Source organism: Flavobacterium hydatis, assembly GCF_000737695.1.
Taxonomy (GTDB): Bacteria; Bacteroidota; Bacteroidia; order Flavobacteriales; family Flavobacteriaceae; genus Flavobacterium; species Flavobacterium hydatis.
The window spans coordinates 83,668-108,038 of record NZ_JPRM01000005.1; the positions used below are offsets into that span (position 1 = coordinate 83,668).

Sequence of the window (24,371 nt, forward strand, 5' to 3'; positions counted from 1 at the left end):
AAAATCTTAAAATTATATAGCCAAGCAATTCATTATTTCGCATCTCTTTTCAATAAAAAACCCAAATACTAAAAAAGCATTTGGGTTATATTAATTGTAAAACATATTAACTAATATGTATATTCAATCTCATATTCGATTGATTTACCATCGCCTGCAAATGATGTACGCTTTGCTGGATAGCCATTATCATTGTAAATGTAAGTTGTTAAATAAACTGAGGGATTTGGGTAATCTGGCCTTGTTCTCGTTATTTTTATAACGTTATTGTTTCCACAATCCTCAACTTCATCAAGTAATGAACTAAATCCTAAAATATTTTTTAAAGGATTCTTTTTAGTATCATACTCGAAAGTTCTTACTCCATTCTGAAAACTATAGATGTCACTATTTACCTCGCTCTTAATAAGATTACCATCTTTATAAGTTAACTTACCTGTCCCTTGTTTTGTTTCAACTTGTGTTTTTGAATCAATACTATATAGAATATAAGAAATAGTACCATCTGGATTGTATGTATAAACAGTCTTAGAGACATATACTCCATTAGGATTAATCTCTGAAATACCTGTTTTATAAATTCTAGTTTTTAGTTTTCCATTTTCATATGCATACACAACTTCTCTACTTTTAGTTTCTTTACCGTTCTCACCTAAACTAAATTGTTCCTGTTTTGTAATTATACTACCATCATAAGTATATATTGTTTTTGAATTCTCATCAATAATATTCAAAATTTTGTTCCCACTATAAGTATTAATACTTTTACTATTTGTACCTAAAAAAGTTGAAGGATAAATATAAGATATTGTTTTAGGCAAGATTGATATGTCTTCTGAAGGAGTAATAATAGAAGAATCATCATCTGATGAACAAGAAGTTAACACTACTAGAGAGGCTGTAAATAGATAGAGTAATTTTTTCATTTATAGATTTAGTTTTTTTGGGCAAATATAGAAGAATTCAAAATTATTAACTTGACAAAAGCTAAACAATCCGGATTACATAGCCAATCTATTTACTACTTTTGCATCTCTTTTCAATAAAAAACCCAAATACTAAAAGCATTTGGGTTTCTCAGAAATTAAAAGTTCGTTTTAATTAATACGTATATTCATTTATTTCATTTACTGAAGTACCACCTTGTTTGTACAAAACTACTTTAGTTGGATATCCATCTGCATTATATTCATATGATGTTATGTAAGTATAAGGTCCTGAAATTTGAGAATCTGTCCCATAAACAGAAGAATACGTATGTTTTACAAGATTATTCGCAGAAGATAAGTCTTCATCAAGCAATAAATTAAAACCTAAAACATTTTTTAAAGGAGAGTTTTTTGTATCGTACTCATAAATACTTGTACGAACATAATTACCCGATGGGGATATATCAGTTTCTACCATTTTAACTAAATTACCATTTACGAAAGTAAGTAATTCACTATAGTTACTTTTTTCCTCAATCCCCGTTTGAGAGTTAGTACTATATGATTCTTTTGTCACAGTCCCATCAACGCTATGGGTATATACATATCTACGATTGTATTGTCCATAAGGGAATTCAGCTGTGAAATTTTCAATCGCAGACGTTGATGCTAATTTCCCATCTGAATATTTATATGAAATTTCATAACGTTTAGAATCTTTACCATTTACAATATTATAAGTAATTTCTTTTACTATAAAATTTCCCTCATACGTATAATCCGCTCTAAGTCCTTCGTTTGAAACACTTACAAGTTTGTTTCCGTTATAAATAATTGTTTTACTTGAATTTTCAGCGGGATAATCTATATCAGTATACTTAACCATTTTGGGAAGAATAACATCTACGCTATTTACAGCATCATCATTATTGTCATCACTAGAACAAGAAGCAAGCGTTAAAGCCATTGCTCCAAATAAACATAAAAATTTTTTCATTTTTTTTTAAAAATTATAATTCGTGCAAAACTATAACAACATAAAAAAAAAACTGAAAAAAAATAAGACATAATCATATCATAATAAGACACTTAAGAACAAAAACCAAATATTATATCAACTTAAAATTTAGTTTTTTTAATAACAGAAATCGACACTACATAGCCAATCTATTTATTACTTTTGCATCTTCTATAAATTAAAATTCTCATATGAAATTACTATATTCTTATATAATTAAACACAAAATGCTGTTGTTTCTAGCCCTAATTATGGCATCTATAAACATCTGCTTCAGTTTATCCGATTCTGTTATTACGGGTAAATTAATGCAAGATTGCGGTGTTGGGTTAGCCAAATACAAAGGAAATGAAATCGGCTTTATTAAATCAGTAGCTTTTTGGCTAGGTCTTTCTCTTGGTGCGGCGATGATTTCGAGAATTACCAAAAACTTTCAGGATTACTTTACCAATGTAGTTATCCAGCGTACTGGTGCTCAAATGTATACTGATGGTATAAAAAAATCTCTCGATTTACCATTTGCTGAATTTGAAGATCAACGCAGTGGGGAAACATTGAGTAAATTGACTAAAGTGCGTTCTGATTCTGAAAAACTAATTACGCTTTCTATTTCTTTAATTTTTCAAACCGTTATCGGATTCATATTTGTAATTGTTTATGTTGCCCGAATAGATTACCGCATTTCTTTAATATTTTTAGTTACTGCACCAATCATTGCTTTGGTAAGTTCTTATCTAGGGAAGAAAATAAAAATTGTTTCCCGAAAAATTGTAAATCAAACTAATGCTCTGGCTGGTTCGACAACCGAAAGTTTAAGAAATATCGAACTTGTAAAAAGTCTTGGATTAACATATCAAGAAGAAAAACGTTTGAACTTAAATACCTTTAAAATCTTGCAATTGGAATTGCAAAAAATCCGTTTTATAAGAAGTTTAAGTTTTATTCAAGGTACAACAGTTCACTTTTTAAGAACTTGTGTAGTGTTTACGCTATATTATTTCTTGTTTGGACAAAAAATCATTGTGGGTGATTTACTTACAATGGTATTTTTTACTTTTTTCATTTTTGGACCTTTACAAGAATTAGGGAATTTTATTATTGCGCTTAACGAAACTAAGGTTTCAATGGAAAATTTCAAAACCTTATTAAGTGCTCCAAAAGAATTCCGTCCGAAGAATCCAAAACATGTTGGCGCTATTCGCTCTTTACTTTTTTCGAATGTCAGTTTTCAACATAAAACGGCTAAATATAAAGCCGTCGAGAATATTAACTTTGACATTAAGCAAGGACAAACTGTAGCTTTTGTTGGGCCATCTGGCTCAGGAAAAACAACTTTAGTTAAATTGTTAGTTGGGTTATATACTCCTGCTGAGGGTAAAGTTTTTTATAACGACATCGATTCTGCCGAAATTGATTTATTAGATTTAAGAAAACAATTAGGTTTTGTAACCCAAGATGCTCAATTATTCTCGGGAACAATTCGTGAGAATTTACTATTTGTAAGACCTTCTGCCACTGATGAGGATTTGTACGATGCTCTAAAAAGAGCAAGCTGCGAAACACTATTGCATCGCGCCGAAGATGGTTTAAACACTACAATTGGCGAAGGAGGAATTAAAGTTTCGGGTGGCGAAAAACAACGTTTATCTATTGCTCGTGCCATTTTGAGAAATCCAAATTTATTGATTTTTGATGAAGCAACTTCTGCATTAGATTCCATTACCGAAGAAGAAATTAATACTACAATTAGAAACATATCCGATAAAAACAGGATTACGGTTTTAATCGCACACCGATTATCTACTGTAATGCATGCTGATAAAATATTTGTTCTGGAACAAGGAAAAATTATCGAACAAGGAAAACACGATGACTTAGTCCTCGAAAAAGGATTATATTATGCTATGTGGCGTCAGCAAATTGGTGAACGAAAATAGTCCATAAAAAAAGCCCAATATCTATTAAAAAAGATATTGGGCTTTTCAATTTTTACAAATTAACTAGTAAAAGTACTCCGTAGTAGTTCCTTCATCTTCAAAATTATCAAAAGATTTCGTTGGATAACCATCTGCATTATACGTTATTTTTGAAGTTTTAGTAACTCCATCCCCAACCTTTTGAGAAATAATATTATGTACATTCCCTGAAGCTTCTCCATCTGCAAAAGAGGTTTTATCCAAACCTAGAATGTTTCTATGTGGGTTATATTTGGTGTCATATGTATAAACAAAACTAGGCGAATAATTTGAATCAATTTTACTAACCTCTCCTCCTATGATAGTTATGACTGAAGTCCCTTGAAAAACAGTTTGGCTTTTATCATCTCCCGAATATGCTTTAACTGTAATAGTATTATCTGCATTATAAGTATAGACTTCTTTATAACCTTCTTTTAATTCAGGATCAACTCTTAAAAAAATACTTAATTTTTTATTAGCATCATATGTATATGTATTTTCCTGAAGTATAGTTTCATCAGCAAGTTTAATTATCATTTTTGTAATTAAATCCTGATTATAAATCCAATATACTCCACCTTCTTCATTTGAATCAATAGCACTAATGATTTTATTTCCGTCATATTTATAGTTCAATATGTCGACAGTACCATCTTCGTGAGTTTGAATCATTTTTCTCAACAAAACTTGATCTTCCTTTTTTGGTTCAGTTTTGATATCCGTTATTGGCTCAATATCTCTTCCGTCAGTATCTCCAGAACAAGAACTTAATACAAATAAAGAGGCAATCAAGAAATAAAATATTTTTGTTTTCATAATATATTTTCATTTAGAATAATTAACTGCAAAAAGAATCATTTTCATCAACTGACCCCCTTGCGACATGTTTTATAAGTAATACTTTAAGACAAATTAACTTGAATGTTTTTCTCATCTTAATACTACTATTGGATAACAATTCATTTTACTCTATAAAAAAGTCAGAAGCAATATTTATCACATCTGACTTTTTATAATTTCTAAGAATGAATCATAACTTTATTATTTTAATTCATTGTAGAAATACTGTGTAGTAACTTTCCCTTCAGAAGAAGTTTCTATACTTGTCGCAGGATAATCGCTTACATTATAAGTATAACTATAACTTGCCGAAAGTTTATCTCCAGATGTATCAGTAAGAGTGTTGTGTAGAGTTCCGTCAGCCTCTCCATCTACAAAAGCAATTTTATCCATCCCTAAAATATTCTTTTCAGGGTTGTTTTTGGTATCATAAGTATATTTATGATTTGGCGAATTTGTACTTACAATTTCGGCTACTTCTCCGTTAAGAAAAGTGATTTTACTTGTTGCATTAGTCTGTGTTTGAGTTTTGCTATCTCCAATATACTCTGTTACAGAAATCGAACCATCTGCGTCATACCTATAAACTTCTTTATTACCAAGATTTTCTACTGGATCTATTCTTCTAAAAGTAAGCAACTTTCCTTTAGGATCATAATCATACGAGTTTACTTGTTCTATAGTTCCGTCTGCAAGTTTAAATTCCATTTTAGTAATTAAATCTCCAGTATATGTATAGTAAATACCTTCTTTGGTATTATTATATAATTGACTAACTATCTTATTCCCGTTATAAGTATAAACAGTTGTTCGAGTCGAACCATCCTCATCTTTATCTATGGTCTTTTGTAACAAAACAGGACTCTCCGGAGTAATAACAACAACGTCATTATCTTTAGAATCTTCTCTAGTTTCATCATTAGAACAAGAGGTTAGTACTAATAAAGCACTAAATAAGTAAAGTAATTTTCTTTTCATTTTTTAATAGGTTATATATTAACAATTAGAGTGTAAATATAAAAGACACAGCTCTTAAAAACCTAATAAAAATTCATCTTTTTGTAATAAAAAACCCAAACAAAACAATATAAATTGCTATTTGGGTCTTTATTATAATTAAGAATCTGATATTCTTAGTAACTTATTTTTTATTTCACATAATCAATAGCTTTCGCTAAAGCTTCTGGAATTCCGTCAGCATTTTTTCCTCCAGCAGTTGCGAAGAAAGGTTGCCCTCCTCCTCCACCTTGGATGTATTTTCCTAACTCACGAACTACTTGTCCTGCATTTAGCTTTTTATCAGCAACTAATTCTTTAGAGATATAGCAAGTTAACATTGGTTTTCCTCCTTCGGCTGTAGCCAAAAGTAAAAATAAATTTGTCCCTAAATTCCCTAGTTCATAAACCAAATCTTTTGCTCCTTCTGGAGATAAATCGACTTGTTTTGCCAAGAATTGTACACCATTTATCTCTTGTAATTCTTTAGCTAAATCTCCTTTCATGTTTTTAGCTTTATCTTTTAATAAAGCTTCTAACTGTTTTTTAAGTTTAGCATTTTCATCTTGTAATGAAACAACTGCTTTTATAGGATCTTGTGCGTTTTTTAAAACTGCATTAATCTCTTTTAATTTCTCGGCTTGGCTTGCAAAATATTCTTTTACTGCTCCCGAAGTTATTGCTTCGATACGACGTATTCCTGATGCAACTGCACCTTCGCTCACTATCTTGAAATACCAGATATCGGCTGTATTATTTACGTGAATTCCACCACATAATTCCATACTATCACCAAATTTAATAGCACGTACGTGATCACCATATTTCTCACCAAACAAAGCCATTGCTCCTTCTTGAACGGCTTGCTCAAACGGTACACTTCTTCTTTCGATCAATGGTAATTGCTCTTGAATTCTTGCATTTACAAAATCCTCTACTTGTTGTAATTCTTCATCGGTTACTTTTGAGAAATGAGAAAAATCAAATCTTAAATGTTTCGGGCTTACCAATGATCCTTTTTGCTCTACGTGCGTTCCTAAAATAGAACGTAATGCCTGATGCATTAAGTGTGTAGCTGAGTGATTAGAAGCAGAGCTTTTTCTTGTACTTACATCTACAAATGCTTTAAAAGTCTCCGTTAGATTATTCGGAAGTTCTTTTGCAAAATGTATGATTACATTATTCTCTTTCTTAGTATCGATTATGTAAATTACATCTCCGTTACTAGCTTCAAAATATCCTTTATCTCCTACTTGTCCTCCACCTTCTGGATAAAAAGGCGTCATATTAAATACGATTTGATAGATTTCTCCATCTTTAGCACTTTCGACTTTACGGTAACGAGTAATTTTTACCATCGCTTCGGTACGGTCATATCCGATGAATTCTTCGTCTTCATCATCAATCAAAATTTGCCAATCTCCCGCTTTTACTTTTGAAGCTGCACGAGAACGCTCTTTTTGTTTTTGTAATTCAGATTCGAAACCTGCTTCGTCTAATTTTAATCCTTTTTCTGAAAGTATTAAAGCTGTTAAATCGATAGGAAAACCATACGTATCATATAATTCGAATGCTTTTTTGCCCGAGATAACTTTATCTGTACTTGTTGTAATAATATTTTCTAGTAATACCAATCCTTGATCTAGTGTACGTAGGAAAGAATTTTCTTCTTCACGAATCACATTTGCGCAAAGTTCTTTTTGCGATTTAATTTCTGGAAACGAACCACCCATTTGTGTACTTAGTGTTTCTACCAGTTTATAAATAAAAGGTTCTTTGGTATCTAAGAATGTAAATCCGTAACGTATAGCACGACGTAATATTCTACGTATTACATAACCAGCTCCTGTGTTAGATGGCAATTGTCCATCAGCAATAGCAAATGCTACAGCACGAACGTGATCTGCAATTACACGAATCGCAATATTTACTTTATCCTCAGCTTCGTTAGTAGCTTTTATGTGATATTTTGTTTTTGTAATCGATTCTATTTCACGGATAATCGGCGTAAAAACATCAGTATCGTAGTTAGACTGTACATTTTGTAAAACCATACATAAACGCTCAAATCCCATTCCGGTATCTACGTGTTGTGCTGGTAATTTTTCAAGAGAACCATCAGCTTTACGGTTGAATTCCATGAATACGTTATTCCAGATTTCTACTACGTGCGGGTGATCATTGTTTACAAGGTCTTTTCCTGGAACTAATGCTTTTTCTTCAGCAGAACGAATATCTACGTGAATTTCAGAACATGGTCCGCATGGTCCCTGATCTCCCATTTCCCAGAAATTATCTTTTTTGTTTCCAAGTAAGATTCTGTCTTCAGAAATTAGTGTTTTCCAGATATCGTATGCTTCTTGATCAAAAGGTACATTCTCTTCTTCACTTCCTTCAAAAACGGTTACGTAAAGAATGTCTTTATCTATTTTATAAACTTCGGTTAATAATTCCCAAGCCCAATTAATTGCTTCTTTCTTAAAGTAATCTCCAAAAGACCAGTTTCCTAGCATTTCGAACATGGTATGATGATAGGTATCGATACCTACTTCTTCTAGATCGTTATGTTTTCCTGAAACACGAAGACATTTTTGCGTGTCGGCTATTCTAGGACTTTTTGGTGTTCCGTTCCCTAAAAAATATTCTTTAAACTGGGCCATTCCCGAGTTATTGAACATAAGGGTTGGATCGTCTTTAAGGACAATTGGAGCAGATGGAACAATTAAATGCCCTTTGCTCTGAAAAAAATCTAAAAATTGCTTACGTACGTCTTGTGATTTCATTTTTGTTAGTTTAATCTATAATTTGTTGAATCGTTGAATTGTTTTTAGTTCTTTATCGAATAACCGATTAAACAATTAACCAAATCAACTTTTGCCCCGGATAGTAGTGAAAAGCTTCGAGATTTATAAATCTATTTTTTATTGAGTGGGCAGAGCGACCGAAGGAAGCTCCTGCTAGCTCATTATAAAAAAAGTTTTATAAACGAGAACTTGAAACGAATAACCGGATTGGGCACATTATTATATTTATTATTGAAAAAAGGGTAGAACAACTGAAACATTTATTAAATTTGTTCCACTAACATTTTTACAGTGTGCAAAAATAGGGTATTTTAAAATATGGCGAAAGTAAAATATTATTACGATTCGGAAAATTTGGCCTACCGAAAAATAAAAACTAAAAAAAGGACTAAATTTGGCTTTATTGTCTTGTTTTTAGTAGCTTCTACGTTATTTGGCTTTTTAGGTTTTGTTATTTTATTGAACACTCCTTACTTTGAAACTCCAAAAGACCGCTTACAAACTCGTGAAATTGAGAATTTGAAGTTGAATTATTCGATTTTAAATAAAAAAATGGATCAGATTGATGCTGTTGTTGAGAGTCTTGAGGAGCGTGACAATAATTTATACCGAGTTTATTTTAACAAAAAAGAAATTCCAGATTCAATACGTAAAGCTGGTTTTTCGAGAATTGAAAGATATAAAGCTTTAGAGGGCTACAATAATTCGCAATTGGTAATTAAAACGACCAAAAGAATTGATGTACTTTCTAAGCAATTGGCAATACAATCGAGATCATTAGACGAAATTTTGAAACTGGCTAGTGCCAAAGAAGATTTATTATCGGCAATTCCTGCCATTCAGCCAGTACAGAATGAAAATTTAAAACGTATGGTTTCTGGTTTTGGTTATAGAACGGATCCTTTTACCAAAGTACGTAAGATGCATGAAGGTATGGATTTTACGGCAAAAGTAGGAACTCCTGTTTATGCTACAGGCGATGGTGTTGTAGACAGGGCTGACAGTAATGCCTCTGGCTTTGGGAATCATGTTGTAATTAGGCACGGTTTTGGTTACGAAACTTTATACGCCCATTTAAGCAAATACAACTGCCGAGCTGGACAAAGAGTGAAACGTGGTGATGTTATAGGTTATGTAGGAAGCACAGGAAGATCTGAAGGGCCTCATTGTCATTATGAAGTTCATAAAGATGGTAAAGTAGTAAACCCGCTTAATTTTTATTATGGAAATATTTCGGCAGTGGAATATGTTGCTATTTCGCAATTAGCAAACCAAGAGAATCAATCATTAGATTAAGATACTTAAAAAAGTATTCAGTAACAGTATTTAATACTAACGAATACCTTAAATTAGTTATCATAAATATACAACTAGAAAGACAATATGCATATTGAGTTACAACCTGATAAACGATATTATAGTATTGGCGAAATCGCCAAAGCATTTCATGTGAATGCTTCTTTGATACGATTTTGGGATGGGGAATTTGATATTCTTAAGCCCAAAAAAAATGCTAAGGGTAATAGAATGTTTACACCCGAGGATGTCAAAAATTTACAATTAATTTTCCACTTAGTAAAAGAACGCGGTTTTACGCTGGAAGGAGCCAAAATTCACCTGAAGGAAGGCCAAAAGAAAACTTTAGATAAATTCGAAATAATACGTAAATTAGAGACGATAAAAACACAATTGACCGAAATTAAAAACGAATTGTAAAAACAAATCAATAAACTTAAATTAAAGCAAATATGAAAAAATGGTTAATCCCCGTAGGAATTATTGTTGTACTAATCGCTATTATAGCTTTTTGGTCAATTGGAATTAAAAATACTGGTTTAAAATATAACCAGGCAGTAAACAAAGAATGGGGAAATGTAAACACAGCTTACCAACGTCGTAATGACCTTATCGGAAACTTAGTGAATACAGTAAAAGGAGCTGCAGATTTTGAAAAATCTACATTAACAGCAGTTATTGAGGCTCGTGCAAAAGCAACTGCAGTAACAATAGATCCAAGTAATGTTACTCCAGAACAATTGGCTCAATTTAACCAAGCACAAAGCGGTGTATCTTCATCTTTATCTAGATTATTAGTTTCGGTTGAGCAATACCCAACGCTTAAAGCAAATGAAAACTTCTTAAAATTACAAGACGAATTGGCTAGTACAGAAAATCAAATTCTTACTGCTAGAACTCGTTTTAACGAAGCTGTTCAGGAATACAATGGTTACATATTATCTATCCCTAACAAATGGTTCTTAGACTATAAAGAAAAACCATATTTTGAAGCTGTTGCTGGAGCTGATAAACCTGTAGAAGTAAAATTCTAAAAAAATTGATAAACGATTTTTGATAGCAATAATGCTAAATTTAAAATCATTATTATTCATCTAAAAACTAATTTCAATGTCAAAAGTAGAAGATTTTTTAACCAAGGAAGAAGAAGAAGCAGTTGTTGAAGCTATTCGTGTGGCCGAAAAAAATACTTCTGGCGAGATTAGAGTTCATATAGAAAAATCAACTTCTAAAGCCCATTTTGATAGGGCTTTAGAAGTTTTTCATGAATTAAAAATGGACGAAACACAACTTAAAAATGGTGTTTTAGTTTATGTTGCTGTAGATGATAAAAAATTTGTTATTTGCGGAGACAAAGGAATAAATGATGTTGTACATCCTAACTTTTGGGATTCTACCAAAGAAGCAATGTCAGCACAGTTCAAACAACAAAATTTTAAACAAGGACTTATTGATGGTATCTTGGTAGCGGGTGAACAATTGAAAAAATATTTTCCTTGGTCTGCTGACAATACTAACGAATTATCAAACGAAATCTCTAAAGGATAATGATTACACCCAAAATAAATACCTCGATTTTCCTAAAATTAATTGTTTGCTTGTTCTTTACCCAATTAGGTTTTGCTCAATTTACAATTCCTGAAAAACCAAAGTTTCAGACTTCTGTATACGATTATGCAAATGTTTTAAGTCCTACAGAAAAAGCACAACTAGAAGAAAAACTAATTCGTTACTCAGACTCGACTACTACCCAAATAGTTGTTATTACCATCGAAAGCCTTAAAGGCGAAGACATTGGTATATTAACTCCAAAATGGGGACAGGAATGGGGAATTGGTGGAACTGCAAAAGACGATAATGGAGTTCTTATTTTATTGGCTAAAGCCGAAAGAAAAATATGGATATCACCTGGTTATGGTCTTGAAGACAAATTAACTGCTGGTATTGGTGGAGAAATTACCCGAAATATTATTATCCCAGAATTTAAAGCCGGAAGCTATTATAAAGGTCTTGATAAAGGTACTGATGCTCTTTTTGACGTTTTTAAAGGAAAATACAAAGGAAGTCGAAAACAAGCTGAAGGGCAAGATTTTCCTTTTTTCATACTTATACTTATTGTAGGTCTTATCATATTTCTTATGTCACGAAATAAAGGTGGCGGAAATTCAGGAAATAGCGGTGGTGGCGGCCCTAGCCTACTCGACGTAATCATTTTAAGCAATCTTGGCCGTAGCGGCGGAGGTGGTTTTGGTGGCTTTGGCGGTGGATCATCTGGCGGAGGTGGCGGTTTTGGTGGTGGCTTTGGCGGAGGAGGATTCTCTGGTGGAGGTTCTGGCGGAAGTTGGTAATTTTTAGTTTTCAATGACAGTTACGAGTCACAGTTTAAAAACTTATAATATATTTGCAATTCATAATTTATAATAATGTTATCACATAAAGCCAAATATGCTCTTAAAGCATTACTTTATTTAGCGGAGCAAGACGAAAATCACATTTCTAAAACTATAGAAATTGCTGAAGGCGCCAATATTCCTAAAAAGTTTTTAGAACAAATTTTACTTGATCTAAAAAGAGGGCATTTTGTGAGTAGTAAACAAGGAAAATACGGTGGTTATTATCTTATAAAATCTAAAAATGACATTACCCTAGCCGAAATTCATCGTCTTTTTGATGGTGCAATTGCGCTTTTGCCTTGTGCTTCTTTAAACTTTTACGAACCTTGCTCAGACTGCAAAACAGAGTCGGAATGCCACTTAAGACACGGTTTAATGCTTATTAGAGATAAAACTTTACAAGCGATGCAAGGGATTACAATAGCCTCATTAGTAGAAAAATAAAAAAATATATTCTAAATTCTATTAATTATGTAGAATTTATATATATTTGCCAAAAAATAAACACACACTAATTAAAACCAACCTTATGAAACCACTTAAAAGAATCCTTGTTATAAAGACAAGTCGGCTGCAGAGTAGCATTTCAAATTTAATTACAAAAAACAATAATAGTTCTATTTCGTGTATGTGTATGTGCTAGTAAAAAAAATTTAATTTAAATTCTACTAATTACATATAATTAATATAAAATGAAAAATTCTATAAAAAAAACACTTACAATACTATTCGTTTTAACCTTCTCAATATCATTTGCACAAAACATTGAAGGCGTTGTTACAAACAATGAAAATATCCCGTTAGAAGCCGCTAATGTTATTATAAAAGGAACAACTTCTAATACAACTACAGATCAAAGCGGAAAATTTAGCATTGATTCTAAAGGAAAACTTCCACTAACACTCTTAGTTCAATATATAGGCTATAAAACTGCCGAAATAGAAATTACTGCTCTACCAATAACAACTCCTCTACAAGTTACTCTTAACGAAGAAAATGCCCTTATAGAAGTGGTTGTTTCTTCAAGACGTAGAATAGAAAAAGTTCAGGATGTTCCTATCGCTATATCGGTTATAACTGGTAAACAAGCAGAACAAACTGGAGCTTTTAACGTGAATCGCATAAAAGAACTTGTTCCATCAGTACAATTATATTCTTCAAATCCTAGAAATACTGGTATTAACATTCGTAGTCTGGGTTCTCCTTTTGGACTTACTAATGACGGAATTGATCCTGGTGTTGGTTTTTATGTAGATGGTGTTTATTATGCACGTCCAGCTGCAACAACATTAGATTTTATCGACGTAGAACAAATTGAGGTATTACGTGGACCTCAAGGGTCTTTGTTTGGTAAAAACACTACTTCTGGTGCATTTAACATTACTACTCGCAAACCAAGTTTTACTTCGGGTGCAGACTTTGAAGTGAGCTACGGAAATTTTGCCTTCTTGCAAGCCAAAGCTTCGGTTACAGGAGCTTTAGGAAAAAAAATAGCTGGGCGTTTATCTTTCTCTGGTACACAACGTGATGGTTTAATCGATAATATCGTAACAGGAAGAGCTACAAATACATTAAACAATCAAGGAATTAGAGGACAATTACTTTATACTCCATCAGAAAATACTAATATTATATTAGCAGCCGATATTACAACGCAACGTCCTGATGGATATGCTCAAGTTGTTGCGGGAGTTGCTCCTACTCAAAGAGCTGCTTATCGCCAGTTTGATGCGATCATTAAAGATTTAAACTATCAACTACCAAGTTTAAATGCATTTGACCGCAAAATAGATCAAGATACTCCATGGCGTTCTGGACAAGATTTAGGAGGTATATCTCTTAATGTTGACACAAAAATTGGAGGTGGTACACTTACTTCAACAACTGCATGGAGATTCTGGAATTGGGATCCATCAAATGATAGAGATTTTACAGGATTACAAGTATTAGCTAAATCGCAAAACCCAACAAGACAAACACAAATTACACAAGAGGTGCGTTATGCAGGACAACTTACATCTAAAATAAGTGGTGTTGCAGGAGTGTTTTTTATCGACCAAACATCTAGAACAAATGGTACCGAAGAATCTGGTAATGCACAATGGAGATTCTCACAAAGCACTACTAGCCCATTATGGAAAACTCCAGGTCTTTTTGAAGGATATGGAATAAAAACCGATGCAAGAATCAGATCATCTAGTGCAGCCGTATTCGGTCAATTAGACTGGGCAGTAACGGAACGCTTACATATATTACCAGGTTTACGTTATAACTTTGATAAAAAAGAAGCTGATTACACTCGTACAACATACGGAGGTCTTCAAACTACAGATCCAGCATTACTTGCTTTGAAAAAATCTGTTTATAGCGACCAAGCTTTTACATCAGACACTGACAACACAGACTTTTCTGGAAATATAACTGTTACTTACAAAGCTTCGGACAAAATTAATGCTTACGCTACTTATGCAAAAAGTTATAAACCTGTTGGTGTAAACGTAGCTGGTCTTCCTACAGATGCTAAAGGACAGCCGTTACTTGATCTTGCGGTAATTAAACCAGAGAAAGTTAACCATTACGAAATAGGAATAAAAACATCTCCTTTTAGAAACTCAATATTCAACTTAGCATTCTTTAATACAGATATTAAAGATTTTCAGACAAATGTTCAGGCTGCAGAATTGGGTGTTAACCGTGGATATCTTGCCAATGCAGATAAAGTACGTGTACGTGGTGTAGAACTAGATGCTAGTTTTGTATTCAGCCAACACCTTACTGTAAATGCCGCTGCAACTTATACAGATGGTAAGTATGTGAAATTTACAAATGCACCACTTCCGCTAGAAGAAACAGGAGCTCCGATAGCGTTTAAAGATGTTTCTGGAACTGACTTACCAGGAGCTTCAAAATGGGCTGGATCTTTAGGAGGTGAACTTTCTGATAAAGCAAAATTCTTCGGAAATGCAGGTAAAATTTTCTTAGCGATAGATTCTTACGCTCGTTCTGAATTCTCATCAAGCCCTTCTGCTTCAAAATATTTAGTAGTTCCAGGTTATGCAATTTTTAATGCTCGTTTTGGTTTCCGTGCATCCGATGGTTTATCGGTTCACTTTTGGGGACGTAATATTTTAAACAAAGATTACTATGAGCAATTATTACCTGCTGGTGGAAACACAGGACAGTATGCAGGAGTATTAGGCGACCAAAGAACTTACGGAGTTACCTTAAAGTATTCTTTATAGATTTTTATCCAACATAGATTAAACAACTATTAACTGGGATAAGTTTTAAATAACTTGTTCCAGTTTTTTTTATTTAAAATTATCTAGAAAGGGAACGCGGATGACGCAGATTTACTAAAGTAAAGACGCGGATAAAAACGGATTTTTAGAATAATCTTTTAATCCTTTTAACCATTCAAATCTTCGGCAGTAAAAAGAGAACACGTATAAAAAGAAAATCCGTTTTTATCCGCGTTTTCGCCTAGCGAATCCGTATAATCTGCGTACCATTTACTTCCAAATCACAAAATCAAACCAAAAGCCAATTTAATTATCAATATCATTGTATATATTCGCAGCCTGAATTTATAACAGCTGAATGAAAACCTGCAGACTACTTTTTTTTCTAATATTAACAAGTCAATTATTGGCAGGACAAACCAAAAAAAATATCGACCAGCAAACTCTTGCATGGATAAGATACTACAATATATTACCAATAAGCCAAAAGTGGTCACTACATTCAGAAATTGACAATCGTAGTTTTATCAATCCTATACATGAAAATTTATGGGTTTTAAGAATTCAGGGAAGATACCGAGCAACTAAACTTGTTGATCTTGGTGGAGGTTTCGCTTATTTTAATGTCAATACTCAAAACCCAGAAATAGATCCTGATTTTACAATTCCAGAATACAGGTCTCAACAAGATATTACACTTATAAACGATATTGCAAAAATCACTTTCCACAACCGTTTTCAGTTAGAAGAGCGCTTTATTCACAAAGCCAATCAAGAAGAATTACTCGATGGATACGCCTTTTCATTTCGATTCCGATACCGTCTACAATCTACATTTACCCTTTGGGAGAAAGAAAAACGCAGCTTAAAAGGAACTATTTCTGACGAAATTTTATTCAATTTCGGAAAAGGAATCAAGAAAAACACCTTCGATCAAAACCGAATTTACCTCGCGTTACGCTATCATTTTAATCCAAATGTGGGTCTGGAATTAGGCTACCTAAAAAACTTTCAGCGAAGAGCCAGCGGAGTCGATTTTTACGACAGAGATATTACCAGACTTACACTTTACCACAGAATTAATCGGAAAATGTAAATTGTGAAGATGAAAGATGTGAGATGAAAGATGTGAGATGAAAAGATTTGGCTAAAGCCCTTTTCCTCTAAATCATTAATATCTCCAGCTAAAGCTAGAGTCAATTCAACCTTTATGTTTTACAAACTATGTTTCTTTGAACCTATAAAATCTTAGAGCCTTTGTTGCTTTGTCCCTTTGAACCTTTGACCTAAAAAACCTTAGCATCTCAGAACTTTTGAACCTCATAAAAAAAACTTAACCCCTTTGCCCCTTTTTCTTAGACTCTTTCTTACTCGAGGCAAAATTTCCAATTTTATACGATAGTGAGAACATTACATATCGTTTTAAAACAGTATTTTCTTCATCACGAATAGACGTTGCCGAAATTGTTCTTGTTGCACTTTGGTTTTGATTTAAAAGATCATATACTTTTACTTTTACAAACATTTTCTTGTCTAAGATTCCATACGACAAACTCGTATTCCAAAGGAAGAAATCCTTCTTAAAATCACTTGAAATATTCGAATTGTACGTATACCCGAAATCATTACCAAAAACCAAGTTTTCTGGCCAATACGTTGTTGCTTGTAAATTAATTTTATGAATCACATTAGAGGTAGCATCTCTAGCATAGTTCTCATAAGTTGTTTCGTTATAAGAAAAACTATATGACGGAGCGATAGTCAGTAACTCGCCATAATCGTATGATAAATATACTTTTGGTGTAATTGCAATAGATTTTGCATTATATAAAACAGCATTTGTATAACCTTTATCAAAAGAATAACTACCATTTAATCCTAAGCCATATCTTAAAACATGGGCATCTTTTTTTATAGACTGATTCCAATTCCCTCCTGCGTTAATAGCATAAGTTCCCGAAATATTAGTGTAAGTAGTCGTTCTTTTTCCGCTATCATCATAAACTGAAGTCGAAACAACATCATTTTTATAATAATCCCCTCTTACAAACAAACTATAACCTGAACGCGTTCTAAAATCAAAATTCCTGAAATTAAAATTAGCACTATTTTTCTCAACAGGATTTAAATCTGGATTTCCTATTATCGTATTTAATGGATTGCTCAAATTTAATACAGGTAATAACTGAGTCGAAGTAGGAAGCGCATTAGAATAATCATACTTAAACGATATATTTTTAGACTTACTAAACTTGTATCTAATCTGGAAATCACCATAAGGCAAAGCATATTTTTTATCTAAATCTGTTGCTTTGTTTAAATATAAAGAGTGATTATCATAATCGACAATTGCAGTTCTGGAATTCACATTTATGGTAAACTTATCTTTCTGCCAAGTAATACCAACTTTAGGACTAATCGAGTTTTGTCTAGAAGTTATATAATTGGTCAGCGATAAATTTAAATCCGAATAAGTTTCTGTCGTCGGATCAAAGTTGAATGTTTTTTCATCATTTACTGTATTAGACAAGTCAAAATTTGACCCAAATCTTATCCTCAACGAATCCGTTACAGGCTCAGTATATTCCAGGTCTAGCGAGTAGGTATCATTAATGGTGCTTTTCTTCGTATTCTGATTTCTCAGATCGTTAGGTTTGCTGTCTTGATAAAAAATAGTCTCCGAAAGATTTAATGCATCCGAATCATTACTTGTATTATTATTAGTAAATACCAAACTTAGGTTACGGTGCTTTCTCTCAAAATTTTTATTAAAATTAATCACATTACTAAAGTTCGTATTGGTAGTTTCTGAATATGATTTCGAATTACTTTCGTTTAAAGATTCTCCATTTCCATCTTCAGAAAAACTAGATGAATCTGAATTATTATTAGAACGAGACTGACCCAATTTTGGCGAAACAAAAATCTGAGTAGTTGGGTTTATTTTATACTCTAACTCTAGGCTTGCATTATTACCCGTATTTTCATTTCTTGTGTTCGAGTTCGAACTGGTTACAATATTTCCTGTAGGCAAAAAACTAGTTTGATCTGACTTACTGGCATTTTTATTAACCGTATTCGAAAAATCATAACTCGCCGAAGCCTCTAAATCTTTAGACCATTCATCAGAATAATTAAATCCTAGCAAGTTGGATTGAGTGATTCCTTTACCACCTCCAGAAGAGTTATTACTTAACCCTTTACTGTTTCTTCCGCCACCCATATTATCAAATACATCATCCATAGAGAATCCTGTAGAATTAATATTATTTGAAGAGGCCAAAACACTAATCTTTTGTTTATTATTAAAAAAATTCAGGATAAGACTACTCTCATATCGATCATCCGAACCATAACCTCCAAGAATCTTCCCAAAGAAACCTTTATTCTTCTTTTCGTCTATAGTTAAGTTTATACTGGAATTATCTGAAGTCGATTCTTGCTTAGACAATTCTTCTTTCTTGGTTTTAAAATCAGAAACCTGAACCTTTTTTATAATATCAGCAGGCAGGTTTTTCAGGGCAATCGCCCCATCTTTACCAAAAAAAGGCTTCCCATTTACCAAAAACTGTGTGACTTGTTTTCCGTTTACAGTAACCTTCCCATCATTATCTACATCTACACCAGGCAATTGTTTTAATAATGTTTCTACATTCGAGTCTGGACGCACTTTATACGAAGAGGCATTAAACTCTAGCGTATCTTTTTTCATTGTAATCGGTGCCGCTTCGGTTTTTATAACCACATTGTCTAAGGCATTTACATTCTCTAGTAAATATAATTTATCATAATCTTTACTTGCCAAAAGTCCTTTTTCCTCTTCATAATATGGTTGATACCCCATGTAATTTATCTTCATAAAAACAGGCTTATCATATTTCTTAGTATTTATACTAAAAAAACCATTCTTATCCGTCGTAGCATATTCTATTATAGTCGAGTCCTTTACTGTTGTAAAGTATACAGTAGCTAACTCTAGTGGTAATTGCGTATTAATATCAATAACAGTTCCCTTTATAACAATGTCATTTTGAGCACTTGCAGTAAAACCTAAAATAAAAAGCAATAAGAAAGCGTATAATCTAATCATGAAAGGATTTTTTAATACTATAAGACCCCAAAAAAGGTCAAAGGTTTAATATTCATCATCTATTTCTCTGGCTTTGCAAATTAGCCTTCCAAACAAAGATAATCTACCAAAAGAAAAACGCTGTAAACATACATTAATTGCATAAAAAATCCCGATTTCTCGGGATTTCTGTTTATTATTTCTCTCTAATATAAATATCGATTGGCACTCCTGAGAAGTCCCAATTTTCTCTAATCTTATTTTCAAGATATCTCTTATATGGCTCCTTAACATATTGTGGCATATTAGCAAAAAACACAAACTGAGGCGTAGCTGTTGGTAATTGCATACAATATTTAATTTTCACATATTTTCCTTTAGTCGCTGGTGGCGGATAAGCTTCGATAACCTTCAACATAAATTCATTAAATTTTGATGTAGGTATTCTTTGTTGTCTATTTTCATAAACCTGAACCGTAGCTTCTAGTGCTTTCAATAAACGTTGTTTCGTTAAAGCCGAAACGAACAAAATTGGCACATCTGTAAAAGGCATTAATTCTTTCTTGATTTTCTCTTCGTAATCACGAGTCGACATGGTATCTTTTTCAACCAAATCCCATTTGTTTACCAAGATTACAACACCTTTACGGTTTTTCTCAGCCAACCAAAAAATACTTTGATCCTGACCTTCAAATCCACGAGTTGCATCAATAACCAAGATACAAATATCGGCATGCTCAATAGCACGTACAGAACGCATTACCGAGTAAAACTCTAAATCTTCCTTCACCTTAGCTTTACGACGGATTCCCGCAGTATCAACCAAGTTAAATTCAAAACCAAAACGGTCAAATTTAGTATCAATTGCATCACGCGTAGTTCCCGCAATATCCGTTACCATAAAACGTTCTTTACCAATAAGTGCATTGATAAAACTAGATTTCCCAGCATTCGGACGTCCTACAACAGCAAAACGAGGCAAAACTACCTCTTCCTGAACAGGTTCTGGTTTTACAGGAAAAGATTCGATTAAAGCATCTAATAAATCTCCTGTTCCACTTCCCGAAATACTAGCAAACGTAAAATATTCACCTAAACCTAGGTTATAAAACTCAACAGCATCTTTCTCACGCATTGCGTTATCTACCTTATTTACAGCAAGTAAAACCGGCTTAGTAACTTTACGTAACAAACGAGCAACAATGTCATCCATTGGAGTAATCCCCTCTTCTACATCTACCACAAAAATAATAACATCGGCCTCATCAATAGCCAATTCTACTTGTTTACGGATTTCTCCTTCAAAAACGTCATCAGAACCACGAACGTATCCGCCGGTATCAATAACCGAAAATTCTTTTCCGTTCCACTCGCTTTTACCATAGTTTCTATCACGGGTAACCCCAGATACTGAATCTACAATAGCTTCTCTTCTTTGTATCAGCCTATTAAAAAGGGTTGATTTCCCTACATTAGGTCTTCCTACTATCGCAACAATGTTATTCATTTTTTTGAATTTTAGATCTTGAATTTCAAAATTTAGATTTTTAGTTTCCCAAAAACCTAATCACTTGTAGTCCAAAATGCTTTATTTTAATTTTTTGCAAAGGTAGTCTTTTTTAGTTTGCAGTTATCAGTTTTAAGTATTCAGTAAAAAAACTGCTAAAACTGTGACTTAAAACTTAAAACTAACTACTTTTATTAGGAGCTATTTCCTGCTATTCGTTTTCAATCTTTTGTGTCGCTAAAGAAGCGTCACAAAAGGATTTCCACTACTATCAGGGCTAGGGCTTCAGTTTTCAGTTCAAGTTTTCAGTTTTATCCCAAACGTTTCATTTCCAAAACTGAGACTGTCACTGAATACTAACCTTACTGGTTATACCCAAAACGTTTTAGCATATTAGCATTACTTCTCCAGTTTTTATTCACTTTTACATAAAGTTCAATATGAATTTGTTTACCGAAGAATTTCTCTAAATCAGCACGAGCTTCTGTTCCTACTTTTTTCAAAGCAGCACCTTTATGCCCAATGATGATTCCTTTTTGTGTATCGCGTTCTACCATAATCAAAGAACGAATGCGGATGATATTCTCATCTTCAAAAAATTCTTCCGTTACAATTTCTACTGCGTATGGAATCTCTTTACTATAATTCAATAAGATTTTTTCACGGATAGTTTCATTTACAAAGAAACGTTCCGGTTTATCTGTCAATTGATCTTTTGGGTAATACGCTGGCGATTCTGGTAATAATTCGATGATTCTACCAAAAACCTCAGGTACATTAAAGTTTTGCAAAGCCGAAATTGGGAAAATCTCAGCATTAGGAACTTTAACAGTCCAGAATGCAACTTGCTCTTCTAATTGCTCCTGATTTGAATTATCAATTTTATTCAATAATAATAAAACCGGAATTTTGGCGTGAACAATTTTATTAAAGAAAGCTTCATCTTTAAGTTCCTGCTCCCCTATCTCGACCATATAAACTAGGATATCAGCATCTTCAAAAGCCGATTTTACAAAGTTCATCATCGATTCCTGCATTTCGTATGCTGGTTTAATGATACCAGGAGTATCAGATAAGATTAACTGAAAATCCTCTCCATTTACGATTCCTAGGATTCTATGACGTGTAGTTTGTGCTTTAGATGTAATTATAGACAATCGTTCTCCAACGAAGGCATTCATTAGTGTTGATTTTCCAACGTTTGGATTTCCGATAATGTTTACGAAACCTGCTTTATGTGACATTTGTGTACTATTTATTCTGCAAAGGTAGTCATATCAAGTCAATACAGAAAATAAAACATTTTTTAAAGTTTTTGTTGAAATATCCAATAATTGGTTATACCTTTGCACCCGAAACAACGCGGGATAGAGCAGTAGGCAGCTCGTCGGGCTCATAACCCGAAGGTCACAGGTTCGAGTCCTGTTCCCGCTACTAAGACAAAGCTTCAGAGAAATCTGGAGCTTTTTTTATTCATACCTTTCTGATTCTCTTTGCAGGCTCAGATTACAAATTTGCGCTATCGTTGTCTACATATTGGAGCGATTGGGTCTTTGTAGTAGATATTACTACCTTACTTTATTTATTCTACTAAAATCCTTCCAAATCCATCATCATCTTTAATTGTTTCAATAAATGGAAATCTTATGTCACTTGTAGAATTAATTTTTATTGTTGTCGAATCGATTTGAACTAAAAATATGATTTGTTCATTTGGCAATAATCTCTTAATCTGAATAGATACATTTTTTAAAGGTTCACCATCTTTTTCCGATTTCATTTCAATGTCTAATTTTGGAAGTGTAGTTATACTATCATTTTTAGCACATTTAAAATTTATAAATAAATTTTCCGCAGCTTTATTCCCTTTATTTTTCACATAAAAAACACTAATAAATTTGTCATTCAGCACTCCGCTTTTTGGCTGAAATGCAACAATTTCAGGACTGTAAAAATATTGAGAAATGATTGGAATACTAAATCCAAACTGAAGTAGTGAAAGAATTAGTGCCGTTAATGAAATGCGTAATGTTATTTTTTCGTTTCTTGTTAAATTTGCCATAATGAATTTCTAAAACTTTCAGATAACTTGTTTATATGTGTGCTAAAATCGTACAAAGCCAACCTATTTTGGGTAGATATGTATGGCAAACATCATATTTAATTTAAACCAAATATATAGATAATTCTTATAACTCATCAAAGGAATTTTAATTTAATAAACTCTTTTAATGCATAAATGTAAACTTAAATAGCTTCACTTCTTCCCTAAAAAAACTTGCCTATAATGCAAATCTTTTCCCCTTTCTAACCATGAAAATATGGCCAGAATAAAAAACTTTAATTCAATTGGTCCAATATTATAAAGTGAGTAGGATGAAATTCGAATTGAAGAATTAATATAAAATGATATTTATTTTTGTTAAAATTATCCACAAAATGGCTCGAGAATTATTCCATTAAACTACTAAGACAAAATCTTCAGAGAAATTTGAAGGTTTTTTGATGTTATTTTAGAATTAGAAAACAATTTCTTATTCAGAGTGCGAAGTCAGAAGACATTCACACTGCTTTCCATGAGAACACTCCGATGAGCGAGGTGAATATTTTACTCACTATAATTTGGAGTATTCATAAAAACAACACTCTGGTTATCTAAAGTCATACCCATCATTTTACGTCCATTATGAAAAAATACGTTCACTTGTTTATTATTGTCAGAAGTAGAAGTATATATATAACTATCCATCCCTTTTATCATACCTAAACTTATTGGATTCATAAGATTAATTTCAGCGCTTTGTCCATCAGGCGTATCAATAATTACTTGTAATTCGTCTTTTTTGCCATTAACAAAGAGTACATTAATTTCCGCTTTTGTAACATTCCCATTAGAGTACATATAATGATATACTTCAAACTGTCCATCAGGTGTTGGCTCTGCGTTTTTTACGACTGCGTTTTCATATTGCGTTAAAGTATCAGAAGCTTTTGAATATTGTTCTGAATTTATGTCGTACTCGTATTTTGGTTCTGATGTTACTGTACTCGCTTCTTGTTTGCCGCAAGAATAAAAACATAAAAATAATATTATTGATACTGTTACCTTTTTAATCATCTTTTAAATTTAAGCATTATGAAAAACGTTATTTTTTCTGCGTCAGTTTGACTGAATAGATTCCTAACGTTCAGGTGCTACAACGGGTTTAAGACTAAATTAAACTCATTATTCGGATTTACCAAATCATCCCAAATCCAAAACCAACTTTCCATTAATTCAATTGCCTAAATCCGCTGCAGTAGCTGCTACCTGCTGTTT

At 32.8% G+C, this 24,371-nt stretch carries 19 protein-coding genes and 1 tRNA gene; 10 read left to right on the forward strand and 10 right to left on the reverse strand.

Annotation, left to right across the window (positions count from 1 at the left end; all coding sequences use genetic code 11):
- Positions 1–110: 110 nt before the first annotated feature.
- Positions 111–926 (reverse strand): hypothetical protein, encoded by an 816-nt coding sequence (locus IW20_RS04285; protein WP_035619312.1) that lies wholly within the window; start codon positions 924–926, stop codon positions 111–113.
- Positions 927–1,101: 175 nt separating this feature from the next.
- Positions 1,102–1,926, reverse strand: a complete 825-nt coding sequence (locus IW20_RS04290; RefSeq protein WP_035619314.1) for a hypothetical protein — start codon at positions 1,924–1,926, stop codon at positions 1,102–1,104.
- A gap of 212 nt (positions 1,927–2,138) precedes the next feature.
- On the opposite strand from IW20_RS04290, the gene IW20_RS04295 reads away from it, so the two are divergent.
- A complete protein-coding gene (locus tag IW20_RS04295; RefSeq protein WP_035619317.1) occupies positions 2,139–3,884 on the forward strand; it encodes an ABC transporter ATP-binding protein in 1,746 nt (581 codons plus the stop codon).
- 63 nt (positions 3,885–3,947) lie between these two features.
- Here IW20_RS04295 and IW20_RS04300 read toward each other — a convergent pair whose 3' ends face one another.
- From IW20_RS04300 to alaS, 3 genes are all read right to left on the reverse strand, one after another.
- Positions 3,948–4,721, reverse strand: a complete 774-nt coding sequence (locus IW20_RS04300; RefSeq protein ID WP_035619319.1) for a hypothetical protein — start codon at positions 4,719–4,721, stop codon at positions 3,948–3,950.
- A 225-nt stretch (positions 4,722–4,946) separates the two neighbouring features.
- Positions 4,947–5,723 carry a hypothetical protein gene (locus IW20_RS04305; protein ID WP_035619321.1) on the reverse strand — a complete coding sequence of 259 codons (777 nt, stop codon included), beginning with the start codon at positions 5,721–5,723 and terminating at the stop codon, positions 4,947–4,949.
- A gap of 170 nt (positions 5,724–5,893) precedes the next feature.
- Positions 5,894–8,524 (reverse strand): alanine--tRNA ligase, encoded by a 2,631-nt coding sequence (gene alaS / locus IW20_RS04310; protein ID WP_035619323.1) that lies wholly within the window; start codon positions 8,522–8,524, stop codon positions 5,894–5,896.
- A 339-nt stretch (positions 8,525–8,863) separates the two neighbouring features.
- Here alaS and IW20_RS04315 point away from each other — a divergent pair, with 339 nt between their 5' ends.
- The 8 genes from IW20_RS04315 (at position 8,864) to IW20_RS04350 (ending at position 16,572) form a co-directional block, all read left to right on the forward strand.
- A complete protein-coding gene (locus IW20_RS04315; RefSeq protein ID WP_035619325.1) occupies positions 8,864–9,841 on the forward strand; it encodes a M23 family metallopeptidase in 978 nt (325 codons plus the stop codon).
- An 87-nt stretch (positions 9,842–9,928) separates the two neighbouring features.
- Positions 9,929–10,261 (forward strand): MerR family transcriptional regulator, encoded by a 333-nt coding sequence (locus IW20_RS04320; RefSeq protein ID WP_035619327.1) that lies wholly within the window; start codon positions 9,929–9,931, stop codon positions 10,259–10,261.
- 32 nt (positions 10,262–10,293) lie between these two features.
- Positions 10,294–10,875, forward strand: a complete 582-nt coding sequence (locus IW20_RS04325) for a LemA family protein (RefSeq protein WP_035619329.1) — start codon at positions 10,294–10,296, stop codon at positions 10,873–10,875.
- A gap of 76 nt (positions 10,876–10,951) precedes the next feature.
- The gene (locus IW20_RS04330) at positions 10,952–11,389 is read left to right on the forward strand and encodes a TPM domain-containing protein (protein ID WP_035619331.1); all 438 of its coding nucleotides are present in this window, start codon (positions 10,952–10,954) and stop codon (positions 11,387–11,389) included.
- Positions 11,389–12,189, forward strand: a complete 801-nt coding sequence (locus tag IW20_RS04335; protein ID WP_035619333.1) for a TPM domain-containing protein — start codon at positions 11,389–11,391, stop codon at positions 12,187–12,189. The genes IW20_RS04330 and IW20_RS04335 overlap by 1 nt, the downstream gene beginning before the upstream one ends.
- Before the next feature lie 75 nt (positions 12,190–12,264).
- Complete coding sequence (locus IW20_RS04340; protein ID WP_035619335.1) at positions 12,265–12,678, forward strand: RrF2 family transcriptional regulator; 414 nt, start codon at positions 12,265–12,267, stop codon at positions 12,676–12,678.
- A gap of 248 nt (positions 12,679–12,926) precedes the next feature.
- On the forward strand, positions 12,927–15,476 hold the full coding sequence (locus tag IW20_RS04345; protein ID WP_035619338.1) for a TonB-dependent receptor: 2,550 nt from the start codon (positions 12,927–12,929) through the stop codon (positions 15,474–15,476).
- 358 nt (positions 15,477–15,834) lie between these two features.
- Positions 15,835–16,572, forward strand: a complete 738-nt coding sequence (locus tag IW20_RS04350) for a DUF2490 domain-containing protein (RefSeq protein WP_035619340.1) — start codon at positions 15,835–15,837, stop codon at positions 16,570–16,572.
- A gap of 237 nt (positions 16,573–16,809) precedes the next feature.
- Here the strand turns inward: IW20_RS04350 and IW20_RS04355 are convergent, their stop codons facing one another.
- From IW20_RS04355 to era, 3 genes are all read right to left on the reverse strand, one after another.
- Positions 16,810–19,566, reverse strand: a complete 2,757-nt coding sequence (locus IW20_RS04355) for an outer membrane beta-barrel protein (protein WP_035619341.1) — start codon at positions 19,564–19,566, stop codon at positions 16,810–16,812.
- A 175-nt stretch (positions 19,567–19,741) separates the two neighbouring features.
- Positions 19,742–21,052, reverse strand: a complete 1,311-nt coding sequence (der, locus tag IW20_RS04360; RefSeq protein ID WP_035619343.1) for a ribosome biogenesis GTPase Der — start codon at positions 21,050–21,052, stop codon at positions 19,742–19,744.
- A gap of 362 nt (positions 21,053–21,414) precedes the next feature.
- A complete protein-coding gene (gene era / locus IW20_RS04365) occupies positions 21,415–22,296 on the reverse strand; it encodes a GTPase Era (protein WP_035619345.1) in 882 nt (293 codons plus the stop codon).
- A gap of 117 nt (positions 22,297–22,413) precedes the next feature.
- Between era and IW20_RS04370 the strand changes: the two genes are divergently transcribed.
- Positions 22,414–22,486: transfer RNA gene (locus IW20_RS04370), tRNA-Met, on the forward strand.
- Between the two features lie 148 nt (positions 22,487–22,634).
- Here IW20_RS04370 and IW20_RS04375 read toward each other — a convergent pair.
- Entirely contained in the window at positions 22,635–23,114 is a 480-nt protein-coding gene (locus IW20_RS04375; protein WP_035619347.1) for a hypothetical protein, read from the reverse strand.
- A 546-nt stretch (positions 23,115–23,660) separates the two neighbouring features.
- On the reverse strand, positions 23,661–24,170 hold the full coding sequence (locus tag IW20_RS04380) for a hypothetical protein (RefSeq protein WP_035619349.1): 510 nt from the start codon (positions 24,168–24,170) through the stop codon (positions 23,661–23,663).
- Between the last annotated feature and the right edge of the window lie 201 nt (positions 24,171–24,371).